We start from the raw sequence: 15,225 nt of genomic DNA, 5'->3' as shown, positions 1-15,225 counted from the left end.
TTTTAGCTTATTTTAAATTATGCCATAATTTCTGTTGAAAAATCATACTTTTGGTTAATATAAATTATTCTGAACGCTAAATTTATGATTGAATATTATGGAAAGTCTTATAGGTAATAACCTCAGATATGACTTAAAATCCAGTCTGGTTGTATTTTTAGTTGCTCTACCCTTGTGTTTAGGGATTGCCATAGCCAGTGGAGCACCACCTATGTCTGGATTAATTGCCGGGATTGTCGGAGGGATAGTCGTTGGAGCATTTTCCGGATCACATGTCAGTGTCAGTGGTCCTGCTGCAGGTTTGACTGTGGTGGTATTAGACTCCATATCTTCACTGGGAACCTTTCCTTTGTTTTTATCTACTCTGGTAATTGCGGGACTGATTCAATTGGGCTTAGGCTTACTTAAAGCTGGGGTTCTAGGTTATTATTTTCCTCATTCCGTAATCAAAGGAATGCTTACTGCCATTGGGTTGATTCTTATTCTAAAGCAAATCCCACATGCTTTGGGCTATGATAAGGATACCATGGGAGACCTGGCATTTGCCCAATCAGACAATCATAATACCTTCACTGAAATCTGGTATGCGATAAAATTCAATAGCCCAGGTGCTATTGTTATTGTACTGGTGGCATTGGGGATTTTAATTCTTTTTGAACAGCCACGGATAAGGAACCATAAAATTTTTGGTGTTGTACCTGGAGCCTTGTGGGCAGTAATTTCAGGTATTCTAATTAATTTATTTTATCAGAACTCATTTGCAGAATGGGCTTTAGATGGTGAACACCTAGTAACTATTCCTTCTGTCAGCAGTGTAGATGAATTAGGAACCTTGATTACATTTCCAGACTTTTCCATGATTGGTGACCCCTCATTCTGGGTTATTGCATTTACTTTGGCAGTCATTGGATCTATAGAAACTCTCTTGTGCATAGATGCTGCAGATAAAATGGATCCGCAGAAAAGGATCACCCCTCCTTCTCGGGAATTGGTGGCTCAGGGAATTGGTAATTCTTTCTCTGGACTTATTGGTGGGCTTCCTGTGACTGCAGTTATTGTGAGAAGTTCTGCAAATATTACCAGTGGTGCTAAAACCAAACTTTCAGCCATATTGCATGGAATACTTCTGATGGTATTGATACTGGCCATTCCAAATATTCTAAACAAAATCCCTTTAAGTTGCCTAGCAGCAGTCCTATTTGTGGTAGGATATAAACTTGCTAAACCATCCATATTTGTATCCATTTATGAAAAAGGTTGGGATCAGTTTATTCCTTTTATCGTCACTGTGATAGCGATTTTATTTACAGATCTGTTGATTGGAATCGGAATCGGAATGGCTTTTGGACTTTTCTTTGTAATCAAATCCAACTTCCATAAATCTGTTCGTATTACTGAAATGAATGGAAACTACCTTGTTCAGCTACAAAAAGACGTGAGTTTTCTAAATAAAGCGCCTTTAATGAATGCACTATCCAAAATACCTAATGGTAGCCAAGTGATCATCAATGGTGAGAAAGCAAGGTTTATTGACCATGATATTCAAGAAGTCTTGAATGACTTTATTGCCACCTCTTCCGATAAACAGATTAAAATTACCACAGAAGGATTTAACTATAAATTAACTGAAACTGTATGAAACCATACGATAAACTGCTTCTCCAAAATAAAGCTTGGTCCGAAGAAGTAAATGAATTAGACCCTTCATTTTTTAAAAAATTGTCACAGCAACAGAGCCCCAAGTTTCTTTGGATAGGCTGTGCGGATAGTCGAGTGCCTGCAAACCAAATAACAGGTACAGATCCTGGAGAGATATTTGTTCATCGAAACATAGCCAATATGGTGGTGCACACAGACCTAAATTTATTGAGTGTTCTTCAGTATGCTGTAGAAGTTTTAAAGGTTGAACATATCATTGTTTGTGGTCATTATGGATGTGGTGGAATTGCAGCAGCTTTAGGACATGATAATTTAGGTTTGATCAATAAGTGGCTCAGGAATATCAAAGAAGTCTATTATAAATACCAATCTGATATTGAAGCAATTGCTGACGAAAAGGGAAAAATAAATAAGCTGGTAGAATTTAATGTAATTGAACAATGTCAGGATTTAATTAAAACCTCTATCATTCAAAAAGCATGGAAGTCAAGAAAAGCTCCAACTATTTATGGTTGGGTTTATGGGTTAGATAATGGATTAGTTTCCGAGCTGGTACAAATTGAGCCAGACATTGAAAATGTAAACCCTATCTTTCGATATGATCAAGATCAGTTAGATCAAAGCTTCTAAAAAAAATAGCCCGAATTCATTATTTCATTTTGAAAATCCGATTTCGGGCTTTTTATTTGTGTCATCCTTCACTTTTTAAGTGCAAGGATTTATAAAGAAGAGGTGAGAGACAGGCTCTATGACCCTCTGGCAACCTGGAAAATCCAAGGTGCCAAATCCTGCCAGTTGAGATGGTCTTAACTGGGACTATAAATTCTTTGCAACATGAACACAGGATTTAAACCTCAACCTTTCCCGGCTAATATTCCAACAAGTGATAAATACTTGTTTCTTGCTCATTTCTTGAACAAGACAAAAATGCTATGCCTTCCTTATTTTAAATTATTCTTTCAAAAAGCGGGTATCCTCTACCCAATATCTTTTAACAATAAACTCTAAAACCATGTCAAATCTACACTTTGAAACTTTACAGTTACATGCAGGTCAAGAGCCTGATCCAGCGACCAATGCAAGAGCAGTTCCGATTTATCAAACAACTTCCTATGTATTTAATAGTGCTGAGCACGGAGCGAACTTATTTGGGCTGAAAGAATTCGGTAATATTTATACCCGAATTATGAACCCAACCACAGATGTCTTTGAAAAAAGGATTGCTGCCTTAGAAGGTGGTGTGGCTGCAGTAGCTACTGCGTCAGGGCAAGCAGCTCAATTTTTAGCTCTAAACAATATTCTGTCAGAAGGTGAGAATTTTGTATCTACATCCTTTTTATATGGCGGTACTTATAATCAGTTTAAAGTGGCATTTAAGCGAATAGGTATTGAAGCCAGATTTGCCAAAGGAAATGATGCTCCTGCATTTGAAGCATTGATTGATGACAAGACAAAGGCAATTTATTTGGAGACTATCGGTAATCCAGAGTTTAATATTCCTGATTTTGAGGCCATTGCTGCCTTAGCTAAAAAGCATGATATTCCTTTGGTGGTGGACAATACTTTTGGAGCTGGAGGATTCTTATTTCAGCCTATTGCCCATGGTGCTAATTTGGTAACCTCTTCAGCAACCAAATGGATTGGTGGCCATGGAACATCCATCGGAGGTATTATTGTGGATGCAGGTAATTTCAATTGGGGAAATGGGAAATTCCCTCAATTCTCAGAGCCATCTGAAGGATACCATGGATTGAATTTCTGGGAAGTTTTTGGAGAAAATAATCCTTTGGGAATGCCCAATGTAGCCTTTGCCATTAGAGCACGTGTGGAAGGATTAAGGGATTTTGGGCCTGCTATCTCCCCTTTCAATTCTTTCTTACTGCTACAAGGGATTGAAACTTTATCCTTGAGAGTACAAAAAACAGTAGACAATGCACTGGCTATTGCCAAATGGTTGGAAAGTCATTCTCAAGTCAAAAAAGTGAATTATCCAGGACTGACTTCCTCTCCATATCATGAACTGGCCAAGAAATACCTGAAAAATGGATTTGGTGGCGTTTTGAGTTTTGAAATAGATGGAGATAAAGAACAAGCCTCAGAATTTATCAATAGCCTAGAATTAGTATCTCATTTGGCCAATGTAGGTGATGCTAAAACGTTAATTATTCAGCCTTCTGCTACGACACACCAGCAACTTTCTGATGAGGAGCAAATAGCAGCAGGAGTTACCCCTACTCAGCTTCGTTTGTCTGTAGGTATCGAACATGTGGAAGATATCAAAGCAGACTTACAGCAAGCATTTGAAAAATTAAAATAATCAATGAATTTAAAGAGTCAGTTCGCCTCGATTACCATGTCTCAAGATCTGTTTCATTCTAATCTGCCTTTAGAGCTAGAATCCGGAGAAATTTTACCAGAGTACGAAATTTCTTATACCAGCTATGGAGAGCTTAATGCAGATAAATCCAATGTTGTCTGGGTTATTCATGCCCTAACTGGAGATTCGAATGTTTCAGAATGGTGGAGTGGATTAATTGGAGAGGATAAGTTTTTTGATCCCTCCAGACATTTTATCATTTGTGCCAATTTGTTGGGATCCTGCTATGGGAGTACAAACCCATTAAGTATTAACCCAAAAACCGGTCAAAAATATTTCTACGATTTTCCTGAATTGACTACTCGGGATTTAGCTAAAAGTCTAGACAATCTAAGAAATCATCTGGGCATTCATCAAATCCATACCTTGATTGGAGGTTCTTTGGGAGGTCAGATCAGTTTAGAGTGGGCTTATATCCTTGGGGAAAAGCTTTCAAATGTGGTAGTTCTTGCTTCTACTGCAAAAAGCAGCCCTTGGGTCATTGGTTTGAATGAATCACAAAGAATGGCAATCGAATCGGATCAGACTTGGGGAGAAAAATCTGAAAATGCAGGGATTAAAGGTTTGGAGGCAGCTAGATCAATTGCCATGTTGAGCTATAGGCATCCGGAAGATTTCCAAAAGAAGCAATCAGATTTAGATGAAAAGCTGGATGGATTCAGAGCTTCATCCTATATCCGATATCAAGGACATAAAATTACCAAAAGGTTTAATGCTCTTTCCTATTGGATTTTGAGTAAAACCATGGATAGTCATGATGTGGGAAGAGGAAGAGGTGGAGCAGGTAAAGCGATAGGGCAAATTGAAGCAAGGGTCCTCGCCATAGGTGTGGATAAGGATTTACTTTTCCTTTCCTCTGAATCAAAGTATATAGCCCAGCATGCCAAACGTGGTACTTTTAGAGAAATCAATTCTACCGCAGGTCATGATGCTTTTTTAATTGAATTTGAGCAATTGGCTTATATTCTCCAATCCTTCTATTTAGAAAATAATTAAGGTGATTTAAGCATCGGATTACAATCTATAAAGGGAGTTTAAATGTGATTTTCACACCACATTTAAACTCCCTTTTTTTATACTTTTTTGGAAATACCCCTAAGGACTTGCCGTTATTTCACTTTTGTCCATTCTACTGTTCTACCAATCCAAGAGAATCCTATATAACCTTTCAACTCTAATTTATTGGGATCATTGACTCTCGCTTCACAAGAATAGGTTTTTCCTGATTTGGGATCATAGATTTCCCCTCCTTTCCATTTTTCACCATCGTAAGTTAGACCTTTCAAAATGGTGAGCCCCATAACAGGTCTATCCCTTAAACTTTCGTCTTCATTTGCTAAATCTAAAACTTGAGAGTCTTCTAAACCCGGAACATCTAACCAGGTAATTTTACCTAAATATTCTCCTTCATTATTGATTATTTTAATTTGGGCAGTTTTATCCGTGTTTAACCAAGTACCCAGGATTTCAGATTGAGCTTGGACTTGTATATTTGGCAAACCAAGACATAAAATCAAGGAGAGTGTAAATAGAATGTATTTCATATTAATTTTATTTCAATTCATCAATTGAGATGAGTTTTTCCTTATTACTATATTTTCTAAAATTATTCAATGAATATAACAAATTCTAAAATTAATTTCCATGAAACCGAACTTCATTTATTGAAAGAAAAAGCGGTTTGGGCTCCAGCACATAAAGCCATTTTTATCGCGGATTTACATTTTGGAAAAGCCGCACATTTTAGAAAATCAGGGATACCAATCCCAGAACCTATTCATAGTCAAGATTTATTAAATCTTGAGTTCTTAATAAACCAGTATCATCCACAAACTGTTTATTTTTTGGGAGATCTTTTCCATAGCGATTGGAATGGTCAATGGGAGGTTCTAAATGTTTTTTTGGGGCAATTTGAGCAGGTGAATTTTCATTTAGTTCTTGGAAATCATGACATCCTACCCACAATGATTTATGATCATTCTACGTTTGAGATTCATGATAAGCCCTTGGAGGTCGGAAATCTCATTTTAAGTCATGAACCTTTGGAAGAAATTTCAATAAACAGACTTAATTTATGTGGTCACATTCATCCGGGCATAAGACTTGTGGGGAAAGCTAGGCAGTCTATTCGATTGTCCTGTTTCTTTTATAGTCCTAACCAACTGATTTTGCCTGCTTTTGGAGCTTTTACTGGCTTAGCCATGATGAAACCTAAGGCAGATGATCAGATTTTTGGGATCACAAAAGAGAAAGTGATTCCAATCCTTTCCTAATATTAGATTGGTTATAAGGGATAGGCTGATTATTTTTGACGAGAAAACTAAATCTATGGCAAACCAACCTAGAAAGAAAAAAATACTCGGACACTTCAAATTTGGAAGTGTTCTCTTTAGTACCACCCTTTCCCTTTTTATTGTTGGCTTGTTTGGAGTCATCCTGATTCAAGCAAAATCTCTTACCAGCATGATTCGAGAAAACATCGAAGTGCAGGTATTTTTAGATAAAAACTTGGAAGATGAGGAAATCAAAGCTTTGCAGGAAGACTTGGCCAATCGGCCTTTTATCCTGAGTAAGTCAGATACGACAGGCTTAAGATATATTTCCGATGAGGAAGCAGCTGAAACATTTATCGAAAGTACAGGTGAAGATTTTACTAAGTTTCTGGAAGATAATCCATTGAGGGATAGTTTTGTCATCACTATTGCAGAAGAGTTTCAGACTTCTGAGCAATTGGATGCTATTGTGGCTGAAATTCAGTCACTTGATGGTGTTTTCGAAGTCTCTTATATGACTGACTTGGTTGACTCTATTAATAAGAACTTACTTAAAGTCAGCTTGGTGCTAGGTGGATTTATTTTGATCCTGATTATCACTGTTATCATGCTGATCAATAATACCATTAAGTTGGCTTTATTCTCTCAACGATTTTTGATCAGGTCAATGCAATTGGTTGGAGCTACAAGAAGCTTTATCAGAAAGCCATTTTTAGCAAGGGCCTGGTTATTTGGAATGCTTGCAGGAGCCATTTCATCTGTAGTTCTATATAGCTTGGTGAAGTACACGCAGGCCAATATCGAGGGCTTTGCTTTACTTCATAATGAGGAGTTGTTATTTATCCTTTTTGGAGTTTTAGTAGCTGTAGGTGGCATTTTATCTGCATTGAGCACTTTGAGAGCAGTTAATAAATATTTAAACATGTCTTTGGACGAATTATACTAAACATGAGCAGATCACATTTCCCCTTCTCTAAAAAAAATTATCAGCTCATGGCCATAGGCTTTGGCTTGATTGTATTGGGATTTATCATAATTGGACTTGACAGCACTCCACATGGCAATGGATTTTTGGGTTTGACCCTAGGCCCTATCGTGACCTTTGCTGGTTTCATTTTTGAATTTTACGCCATTTTTGCCAAGACCGAGAAGAATTCATAATGGAAATAATTGATGCGATCATCCTTGGAGTCATTCAAGGTTTGACGGAGTTTTTGCCTGTTTCATCAAGTGGGCATTTAGAATTAGGCAAGGCCATCTTAGGAGAAAGTAAAATGCCTGCCGAAGGATTAATGTTTACCGTAGTAGTACATTTTGCAACTGCCTTAAGTACCGTTTTGGTATTTAGAAAAGACGTTGCTGAGATTTTAAATGGCTTATTTAAAGCCAAATGGAATGAGGAAACTCAATTTGCAGTAAAAATCTTTATTTCTATGATTCCAGCCGGAATCGTAGGGTTGGTTTTTGAAGAGCAATTAGAGACTTTGTTTGGAGGTAGCGTGTTATTTGTAGGCTTCATGCTTGTTCTTACAGCCTTTCTTTTGTTTCTAGCTGACAAAGCTAAAAACACGGATCAGCCGGTTTCATTTTTTAAGGCATTCCTAATTGGAATCGCGCAAGCAATCGCAATTTTACCAGGAATCTCCCGCTCCGGAGCTACAATTTCAGCTTCAGTGATTTTGGGAGTAGATAAATCCAAAGCCGCAAGATTTTCTTTCTTAATGGTGGTACCATTGATTTTAGGTAAAATTGCAAAAGATATTTTAGATGGGGGTTTATCATTAGAGACTGAAGGAATAGGCTATTTATCTGCTGGATTTTTAGCTGCCTTTATTTCGGGTGTAATCGCCTGTACTTGGATGGTTCAACTCGTCAGAAAAAGTAAATTAAGCTACTTTTCTATCTATTGTCTGATTGTCGGTATTGTCGCTATTTTCTTCGGATTATATTTGTGATATGCAAGAGCAACCTTACGGAGAAGTATTTCTTATTGATAAACCCTTAGAATGGACTTCATTTGATGTAGTCAAAAAGGTTAGAAATGCACTAAAAATCAAAAAGGTAGGACATGCTGGTACTTTGGATCCTCTGGCTACCGGGCTATTAATTATCTGTGCCGGTAAAATGACTAAACAAATAGAGTCGTTTATGGGGCAAGAAAAGGAGTATTCCGGGACTTTTGTGTTGGGAGAAACCACTGAATCTTTTGATTTGGAAAAACCTGTCACTCCCGTTGCTGATCCTTCCCATTTGACAATTGATGATGTAAAAGCTGCGGTTGCAGAATTAACTGGGGACATCCTTCAGGTCCCTCCTATGCATTCAGCTATAAAAGTTGGGGGAAAACGGGTCTATGAATCAGCAAGAAAAGGCATCGATGTGAAAATGGAGCCAAGACCTGTTCAAGTGAGGGAATTCGAAATCACTAAGTTTGAAAACCACGTGGTCAGTTTTAGGATTTCATGTTCCAAAGGAACTTATATTCGTAGCCTTGCCCGAGATTTAGGTGAGAAATTAGGTGTTGGAGCCTATATGAGCTCTTTAATTAGAACTAGAATCGGAGACTTTCAGCTATCTGAAGCTCATGAATTAAATTCCTTGATAGAAGAAATAAAGGCAAGACCTCAGCAAACCTAAAGTTCATGAAAATCTACGAAGGCCTAAGCGACATTCCTCAAATCCCCAATCCAGTTGTAACCAGTGGGACATTTGATGGAGTTCATATGGGACACCAAAAGATTTTAAAGAGGATCAGGGAAATAGCCAGAAAAATCCAGGGAGAAACCGTTTTAATTACTTTTTGGCCACATCCTCGATTAGTGCTTTATCCTGAGGAGCATAACCTTCGTTTGCTCAGTACTTTTGAGGAAAAGACCAAATTGCTTCGCTCCTTTGGAATTGATCATTTGGTGACCATTCCATTTACAAAAGATTTCTCTCAGCTGAGTTCTAAAGAATTCATTCAGCGGGTTTTGGTGGATAAAATCAAAACTAAAAAACTGGTCATTGGATACGATCATCGTTTCGGAAAAAACAGAGAAGGAAGCTTTGAGTATTTACAGCAACATTACCATGAGTTTGGATTTGACCTAGAGGAAATATCTCGCCAAGATGTTGAGGAAATTGGTGTTTCCAGCACTAAAATCCGTCATGCCTTAGAAAACGGGATGATCGAGACAGCTTCCAAATACTTGGGAAGACCTTATGAATTGAATGGTCTGGTAATAAAAGGCCAGCAAATCGGAAGGTCCATTGGCTTTCCTACAGCGAATATTCACATTCCCAATGATTATAAACTTATCCCTAGAGATGGAGTTTATGCAGTAGAAGCTGTGGTGAATGGAGCTCTATATAAAGCGATGTTGAATATTGGTAACCGTCCTACCGTTGGAGGTACTAAAAAGACAGTAGAGGCTCATTTATTTGATTTTCAGGGAGACCTTTATGATAAGCAGATCACAGTTTTTTTGAAAGGATTTTTGAGAGAAGAACAAAAATTTGAGAATTTAGATGAGCTAAAACATCAACTAGCCATAGATCAAAAAATGGCGAAGTCTTTATTATAAACCCATTTAACATGATAAATAAAACCGTAAAAGATGCGCAGGAAGCCGTCCAAGATATTCCATCTGGTGCAATGCTGATGATGGGAGGATTTGGCTTATCAGGAATTCCTGAAAATTGTATTGCTGCGCTGCTCAAAAGGGATATTGATAACCTTACCATAGTTTCTAACAATGCAGGGGTAGACGATTTTGGTATTGGCCTCTTGCTAAAGAAGCATATGGTCAAAAAAATGATTTCAAGCTACGTAGGTGAGAATGCAGAGTTTGAGAGACAATTATTAGAGGGTGAATTGGAAGTAGAACTTCTTCCCCAAGGAACCCTTGCAGAAAGAGTACGTGCTGGAGGCGCAGGTATCCCTGCCTTTTTTACACCTGCTGGAGTTGGGACAGAAGTAGCTGAAGGAAAAGAAACCCGTGAGTTTGAAGGAAAAGTTTATTTGATGGAAAAATGGCTTAGAGCTGATTTTTCTATTATCAAAGCATGGAAGGGTGATACCGCTGGGAATTTGATTTTCAAGGGAACAGCAAGGAATTTTAACCCTATCATGGCAGCAGCAGGTGCTATTTGCATTGCAGAGGTTGAGGAACTAGTTGAGGCTGGTGGATTAGACCCCAATGAAATTCATTGTCCAGGAATATATGTACAGCGAATATTTCAGGGGAAAGATTACGAGAAAAGAATCGAGCAAAGAACTGTTTCCAATTAAACCCAAAAGCACATGTTAAGTAAAAATCAAATCGCTCAACGAATTGCCAAAGAGGTTCAAAATGGGCAGTATATCAATTTAGGAATTGGGATCCCTACCCTAGTTGCCAATTATATCCCTGATGATTTGGAGGTAGTACTTCAATCAGAGAATGGGTTATTGGGAATTGGGCCTTTTCCCAAAGAACAGGATATTGACCCTGATTTAATAAATGCTGGAAAGCAAACGATCACCATGCTCAAGGGCTCGGTTCTATTCAATTCTGCAGAATCTTTTGCTATGATTCGAGGTGGGCATGTCCATTTGACCATTCTTGGAGCCATGGAAGTCTCTGAAAAGGGAGATATTGCCAATTGGAAAATACCTGGCAAGATGGTAAAAGGTATGGGGGGAGCTATGGATTTAGTAGCTTCTGCAGAAAACATCATTGTTGCAATGCAACATTGCTCAAAGTCAGGCAATTCTAAACTACTTCCTGAGTGTAGTCTTCCGATCACTGGCCTAAGATGTGTCAAGAAAATAGTCACGGACTTAGCAGTATTGGAAGTTGATCCGGAACAAGGATTTATTTTAAAAGAAAGAGCTCGTGGGGTGAGTGTTGAGGAAATTAAAGCTAAAACTGCTGGGAAACTTACAATACCTGATGAAGTCCCAGAAATGAAATTCGAATAAATTGAGGATCAAATGAACTCCGGGGAGTTACCTTTGGTTTATCAGAAAAATCACCAAAAATGAAAAAGTCAGACATTAAATTTCAGATTGAATTAGACGAGAAAAGTCTACCTAAAGCGATCACTTGGGATGCCACAGATAAAGAAAGTCATGGCCAAGAGTCCACAAAAAGTATCAGCCTTAACATTTGGGACAATCTGAATCAAAGTACCTTAAGAATTGATCTTTGGACGGAAGAAATGTCCATGGTTGAAATGAAGCGATTTTATATTGATATCCTAGGTGGAATGGGACAAACGATTTTAAACAGTACTGGAGATGAATACATGTCAGAAGAAATAAAAGCGCTTTGTGATCGATTGGTAACTCATGTCAATGAAGAGAATAAAAACACGAAATAGGTTTTATAATACCTTATTCAAAAAAAAAGCTCGTTTAAAACGAGCTTTTTTTGTTTGACCTAAATCAATTAAAAAAAAATCAATTTTTGGAATTTTTAACAAAATCTGATCATTCACCTACTTTCATTAATGAAGCATTCAAATTTTTCAAGTTTCCTTTAAAAATACCGCTAGTTTCCATTTTGACCACTTTTTCATTTTTAAACTAGACTATTAAATTTTATTCTAAATCTGTAAATTCTCTAATAAATAGCCTTAATTTCCACACAAATAAAGCCACCCTAGCTTAAAACCCCTATTAAAAAATTCACTTAACAATAATGCCCATGAGGAATTATACCCAAATAAAACAGAGGATAGTTTTTATGCTATTCCTTCTGGTTTCCCTAAGTTCCACCAAAGTATTGGCCCAAACCACCATCACTGGAGTTATCACAGATGCTGATACAGAAGAGACTTTGGTCGGTGTAAACATCTTAGTAAAAGGAAAAGTAGTCGGAACAATTTCCGACTTGGCAGGGAAGTACACCTTAGAAGTACACCAGGAACCACCATTGACATTAGTCTTTTCAATGGTAGGTTATGATTCTCAGGAAGTTGAAATAACTGGGACTCAAAGCACCGTTAATATCCAATTACAAGAAACCACAATATTGGGTCAGGAAGTAGTCGTTTCAGCCTCTCGTATGGAGGAAAGTGTATTGCAGTCCCCTGTTTCAGTGGAGAAAATGGATATTATCGCAATTAGAGATGCGCCTCAAGCAAGTTTCTATGATGCTTTGAACAATATGAAAGGCGTGGAAATGAGCACGCAGTCTTTGACATTTAAGTCTTTCAACACAAGAGGATTTAATGCCAATGGTAACGTAAGAACCGTACAGCTTATTGACGGAATGGATAACCAGGCTCCTGGTTTGAATTTCTCAGTAGGTAACATCGTCGGTATCTCTGAACTAGACCTTGAGAGTGTAGAATTACTCCCTGGAGCTTCATCAGCGCTTTATGGTCCAAATGCGATCAATGGAATTTTATTAATGAATTCTAAAAGTCCATTCCTATACCAAGGCTTATCTGCCAATGTGAAAACTGGCATCATGGCTGAAGATGAAAGATCCAAGGCAGCAACTGGTTTTTATAGTTTCAGTGCCCGATATGCCAAAGCAATCAGTGATAAGTTTGCGTTCAAAGTGAATTTCGAATATTTAACCGCAGATGACTGGCAGGCAAATGATTTCCGTGACCAATCTCTTTTAAATGGTTCGACAATTGAATCAGGAACTCCACTTAACAATCCAGCTTATAATGGAGTGAATATCTATGGAGATGAGACCAATGTAAATATGCAGTCTGTGGCTCAATCCATGGTGGATGCGGGATTTTTGCCTTCAGCAGCACTTCAGCTTATTCCAAATACAGCAGTTTCCAGAACAGGTTACATGGAGAGAGATTTGGCTGATTATGGGACCAAATCCATCAAAATGAATGCAGCTCTTCATTATAGAATTAATGACCGCGTAGAAGCTGTCCTTCAAGGAAATTTAGGATTTGGCACTTCTGTTTATACAGGAGCAGATCGCTATTCTCTAAAGAACTTTAATATTGGACAGTATAAGGCTGAGTTAAGAGGCTCTAATTGGTATTTAAGAGCTTATACCACCCAGGAAAGATCAGGAGATGCCTATGCAGTGGGAACAGCAGCTCAAGGTATCAACGAAGCTTGGAAAGCAAGTACGCAATGGTTCCCTGAGTATGTAGGTGCCTACGCTCAGGCAATTCAAGGTGGGCTTCCAGCAGATCAAGCGCATTTGGCAGCTAGAGCTTTTGCCGATCAAGGTCGATATATGCCTGGAACTTCAGAATTTAACAATGCATTAGCGGATGTTACATCTAGACCAATTCCTGGAGATCAGAATGGTGTTGGAGCTCAATTTGTGGATAGTTCTAATCTTTACCATTTTGAAGGTTCTTATAATTTCTCCGAGCAAATTGAATTTGCAGAATTTGTTGTTGGAGCCAATTATAGAATTTATGATCTAAATTCAAATGGGACGATTTTCGCCTTAGATGAAAATGGTGACGAGTTCAAAATCAATGAATATGGTGGATACATTCAAGGATCCAAGAAACTATTCAATGATCATTTCAAATTGACCGCATCTGCGAGATATGATAAAAATGAAAATTTCGCCGGGCAATGGTCTCCAAGGGTATCAGGTGTTTACACAATAGGTAATCATAATTTTAGAGCTTCCTATCAAACTGGATTCCGTATCCCAACCAATCAAGATCAGTACATTGACCTCAACACACCACAAGCAAGGTTGATCGGTGGACTCCCCTTGTTTGCGGATCGGTATAATTTAAATGCCAACCCAGGATATACCTTAGCAAATGTCACTAATTATGGTGGAGCAGTTCAGCAATCAGCTCAAGATCCTGCCATCCAATCCCAAGCTCAACAAATTGTAGCAGATGGGATTAGCCAAGGCTTGATAGATCCGGCAAATGCTCAAGCAGCAGTTATACAAATAATAGGTCTATTAGCTGCAGAAGCAAACGTAGGCTTACTTCAACCTTACGATATCAAAGAATTTAAGCCTGAAAGAGTGAAATCCTTTGAAGTAGGTTATAAAGGAATTTGGGGAAATAAACTATTGGTAGATGCTTATGCATATTTCAACCGTTTTGAAAACTTCAATGGAAACCAAGTATTGGTTCAGGATGCCACAGATGCTGGCTTAGCAGGTCCAAATGCAATGACAGGTCTAAACTTAATTGGAGCAATTGCTGGAGCTAGAAACATCTACTCTACTCCTGTGAATAGAACCGAGACTATCAAATCTTGGGGATGGGCTGCAAGTTTAGATTATAAACTTCCAAAAGGATATACCATCGGTGGTAACGTTTCTTACAACACTTTATCTAATCTAGATGAATTGGTAGAAACAGGATTCCAGCCAAGTTTTAACACCCCTGATTACCGTTACGTGATCAATTTTGCCAATAGAGAAGTTGTAGAAAATCTAGGATTTGCTTTGGCTTATAGATGGCAAGGAGAATTTGCTTGGCAATCTTCTTTTGTCTCACCGGCAGTTTCTACCCAGCAACTATCAGTGATGCCTGCATTCGGAACGTTTGACGCTCAGGCAAGCTATAAACTGAAAAGTATCAAGTCTATTTTGAAAGTGGGAGCTTCCAATTTGTTTAGCAAGGGATACAGACAAGCTTGGGGTAACCCGACAGTTGGTACCATGTACTTCGTCAGCCTAACATTTGACGAATTCTTAAACTAAATTTTATTATTAATACATATAGAAAAGCCAGCATGATTGCTGGCTTTTTCTGTTTTTGATTAGATCGAGATACTTGCTACAGAATTTCCTTAAGTAAATCCTTTAAGTTGATTTTTCATTAATAGCGCAGGCTTACTCTCCCTTTGTCCTTTGATTTTAAAATCCTTCCATAGGTGTTTTATAGACTCAACCCCAGATAAATGCTACTCAAAAGGTGTCGTTGTAACATGAGTCTGATAATACTTAGTATTAGTAAAAAATTGAGGGTCACCATTTA

The 15,225-nt window shown here is 38.1% G+C and carries 15 protein-coding genes and 1 riboswitch; of the genes, 14 read left to right on the top strand and 1 reads right to left on the bottom strand.

From position 1 onward, the window contains the following. Positions 1–97: 97 nt before the first annotated feature. From ALPR1_RS11220 to ALPR1_RS11205, 4 genes are all read left to right on the top strand, one after another. Positions 98–1,639, top strand: a complete 1,542-nt coding sequence (locus ALPR1_RS11220; RefSeq protein WP_008200773.1) for a SulP family inorganic anion transporter — start codon at positions 98–100, stop codon at positions 1,637–1,639. After that, positions 1,636–2,289: a carbonate dehydratase gene (gene can / locus ALPR1_RS11215; RefSeq protein WP_008200772.1), complete on the top strand. Its 654-nt coding sequence runs from the start codon at positions 1,636–1,638 to the stop codon at positions 2,287–2,289. Before ALPR1_RS11220 ends, can begins: the two co-directional genes overlap by 4 nt. 86 nt (positions 2,290–2,375) lie before the next feature. Continuing rightward, a riboswitch (SAM riboswitch) is annotated at positions 2,376–2,484 on the top strand. 187 nt (positions 2,485–2,671) lie between these two features. Further along, positions 2,672–3,976: an O-acetylhomoserine aminocarboxypropyltransferase/cysteine synthase family protein gene (locus ALPR1_RS11210; protein ID WP_008200771.1), complete on the top strand. Its 1,305-nt coding sequence runs from the start codon at positions 2,672–2,674 to the stop codon at positions 3,974–3,976. A gap of 3 nt (positions 3,977–3,979) precedes the next feature. Next, positions 3,980–5,032 (top strand): homoserine O-acetyltransferase family protein, encoded by a 1,053-nt coding sequence (locus tag ALPR1_RS11205; protein WP_008200770.1) that lies wholly within the window; start codon positions 3,980–3,982, stop codon positions 5,030–5,032. A gap of 113 nt (positions 5,033–5,145) precedes the next feature. On the opposite strand, the gene ALPR1_RS11200 is transcribed toward ALPR1_RS11205, so the two are convergent. Beyond that, positions 5,146–5,580 carry a DUF2147 domain-containing protein gene (locus ALPR1_RS11200; protein ID WP_008200769.1) on the bottom strand — a complete coding sequence of 145 codons (435 nt, stop codon included), beginning with the start codon at positions 5,578–5,580 and terminating at the stop codon, positions 5,146–5,148. A 69-nt stretch (positions 5,581–5,649) separates the two neighbouring features. Between ALPR1_RS11200 and pdeM the strand changes: the two genes are divergently transcribed. The 10 genes from pdeM (at position 5,650) to ALPR1_RS11150 (ending at position 14,948) form a co-directional block, all read left to right on the top strand. Then, positions 5,650–6,309: a ligase-associated DNA damage response endonuclease PdeM gene (gene pdeM, locus ALPR1_RS11195; protein WP_008200766.1), complete on the top strand. Its 660-nt coding sequence runs from the start codon at positions 5,650–5,652 to the stop codon at positions 6,307–6,309. A gap of 55 nt (positions 6,310–6,364) precedes the next feature. Continuing rightward, positions 6,365–7,255 (top strand): cell division protein FtsX, encoded by an 891-nt coding sequence (locus tag ALPR1_RS11190; protein WP_008200764.1) that lies wholly within the window; start codon positions 6,365–6,367, stop codon positions 7,253–7,255. A 2-nt stretch (positions 7,256–7,257) separates the two neighbouring features. After that, complete coding sequence (locus ALPR1_RS11185; RefSeq protein WP_040302779.1) at positions 7,258–7,470, top strand: DUF3098 domain-containing protein; 213 nt, start codon at positions 7,258–7,260, stop codon at positions 7,468–7,470. Next, on the top strand, positions 7,470–8,264 hold the full coding sequence (locus tag ALPR1_RS11180) for an undecaprenyl-diphosphate phosphatase (protein WP_008200759.1): 795 nt from the start codon (positions 7,470–7,472) through the stop codon (positions 8,262–8,264). The genes ALPR1_RS11185 and ALPR1_RS11180 overlap by 1 nt, the downstream gene beginning before the upstream one ends. A 1-nt stretch (position 8,265) precedes the next feature. Beyond that, a complete protein-coding gene (truB, locus tag ALPR1_RS11175; RefSeq protein WP_008200756.1) occupies positions 8,266–8,946 on the top strand; it encodes a tRNA pseudouridine(55) synthase TruB in 681 nt (226 codons plus the stop codon). A gap of 5 nt (positions 8,947–8,951) precedes the next feature. Then, a complete protein-coding gene (locus ALPR1_RS11170; protein WP_008200754.1) occupies positions 8,952–9,875 on the top strand; it encodes a bifunctional riboflavin kinase/FAD synthetase in 924 nt (307 codons plus the stop codon). A gap of 11 nt (positions 9,876–9,886) precedes the next feature. Next, positions 9,887–10,582, top strand: a complete 696-nt coding sequence (locus ALPR1_RS11165) for a CoA transferase subunit A (RefSeq protein ID WP_008200753.1) — start codon at positions 9,887–9,889, stop codon at positions 10,580–10,582. A 12-nt stretch (positions 10,583–10,594) separates the two neighbouring features. Next, positions 10,595–11,254, top strand: a complete 660-nt coding sequence (locus tag ALPR1_RS11160; protein ID WP_008200751.1) for a 3-oxoacid CoA-transferase subunit B — start codon at positions 10,595–10,597, stop codon at positions 11,252–11,254. A gap of 59 nt (positions 11,255–11,313) precedes the next feature. Further along, positions 11,314–11,655 (top strand): gliding motility protein GldC, encoded by a 342-nt coding sequence (gene gldC / locus ALPR1_RS11155; protein WP_008200749.1) that lies wholly within the window; start codon positions 11,314–11,316, stop codon positions 11,653–11,655. Positions 11,656–12,020: 365 nt separating this feature from the next. Next, the gene (locus tag ALPR1_RS11150) at positions 12,021–14,948 is read left to right on the top strand and encodes a TonB-dependent receptor (RefSeq protein WP_237701523.1); all 2,928 of its coding nucleotides are present in this window, start codon (positions 12,021–12,023) and stop codon (positions 14,946–14,948) included. The last annotated feature ends 277 nt before the right edge of the window (positions 14,949–15,225 follow it).

It is taken from the genome of Algoriphagus machipongonensis, from assembly GCF_000166275.1.
GTDB lineage: Bacteria > Bacteroidota > Bacteroidia > Cytophagales > Cyclobacteriaceae > Algoriphagus > Algoriphagus machipongonensis.
Note: the sequence above shows the minus strand (reverse complement) of the source record. Positions and strands in the feature narration are given on the sequence as shown.

Bases quoted from the DNA above. Each gene is read 5' to 3' on its own strand.
- ALPR1_RS11185 (WP_040302779.1), top strand. From the start codon at position 7,258: ATGAGCAGATCACATTTCCCCTTCTCTAAAAAAAATTATCAGCTCATG.
- ALPR1_RS11165 (WP_008200753.1), top strand. From the start codon at position 9,887: ATGATAAATAAAACCGTAAAAGATGCGCAGGAAGCCGTCCAAGATATT.
- gldC (WP_008200749.1), top strand. From the start codon at position 11,314: ATGAAAAAGTCAGACATTAAATTTCAGATTGAATTAGACGAGAAAAGT.
- ALPR1_RS11200 (WP_008200769.1), bottom strand. From the start codon at position 5,580: ATGAAATACATTCTATTTACACTCTCCTTGATTTTATGTCTTGGTTTG.
- ALPR1_RS11150 (WP_237701523.1), top strand. From the start codon at position 12,021: ATGCTATTCCTTCTGGTTTCCCTAAGTTCCACCAAAGTATTGGCCCAA.
- ALPR1_RS11220 (WP_008200773.1), top strand. From the start codon at position 98: ATGGAAAGTCTTATAGGTAATAACCTCAGATATGACTTAAAATCCAGT.
- ALPR1_RS11170 (WP_008200754.1), top strand. From the start codon at position 8,952: ATGAAAATCTACGAAGGCCTAAGCGACATTCCTCAAATCCCCAATCCA.
- ALPR1_RS11160 (WP_008200751.1), top strand. From the start codon at position 10,595: ATGTTAAGTAAAAATCAAATCGCTCAACGAATTGCCAAAGAGGTTCAA.
- ALPR1_RS11205 (WP_008200770.1), top strand. From the start codon at position 3,980: ATGAATTTAAAGAGTCAGTTCGCCTCGATTACCATGTCTCAAGATCTG.
- pdeM (WP_008200766.1), top strand. From the start codon at position 5,650: ATGAATATAACAAATTCTAAAATTAATTTCCATGAAACCGAACTTCAT.
- truB (WP_008200756.1), top strand. From the start codon at position 8,266: ATGCAAGAGCAACCTTACGGAGAAGTATTTCTTATTGATAAACCCTTA.
- can (WP_008200772.1), top strand. From the start codon at position 1,636: ATGAAACCATACGATAAACTGCTTCTCCAAAATAAAGCTTGGTCCGAA.
- ALPR1_RS11190 (WP_008200764.1), top strand. From the start codon at position 6,365: ATGGCAAACCAACCTAGAAAGAAAAAAATACTCGGACACTTCAAATTT.
- ALPR1_RS11210 (WP_008200771.1), top strand. From the start codon at position 2,672: ATGTCAAATCTACACTTTGAAACTTTACAGTTACATGCAGGTCAAGAG.
- ALPR1_RS11180 (WP_008200759.1), top strand. From the start codon at position 7,470: ATGGAAATAATTGATGCGATCATCCTTGGAGTCATTCAAGGTTTGACG.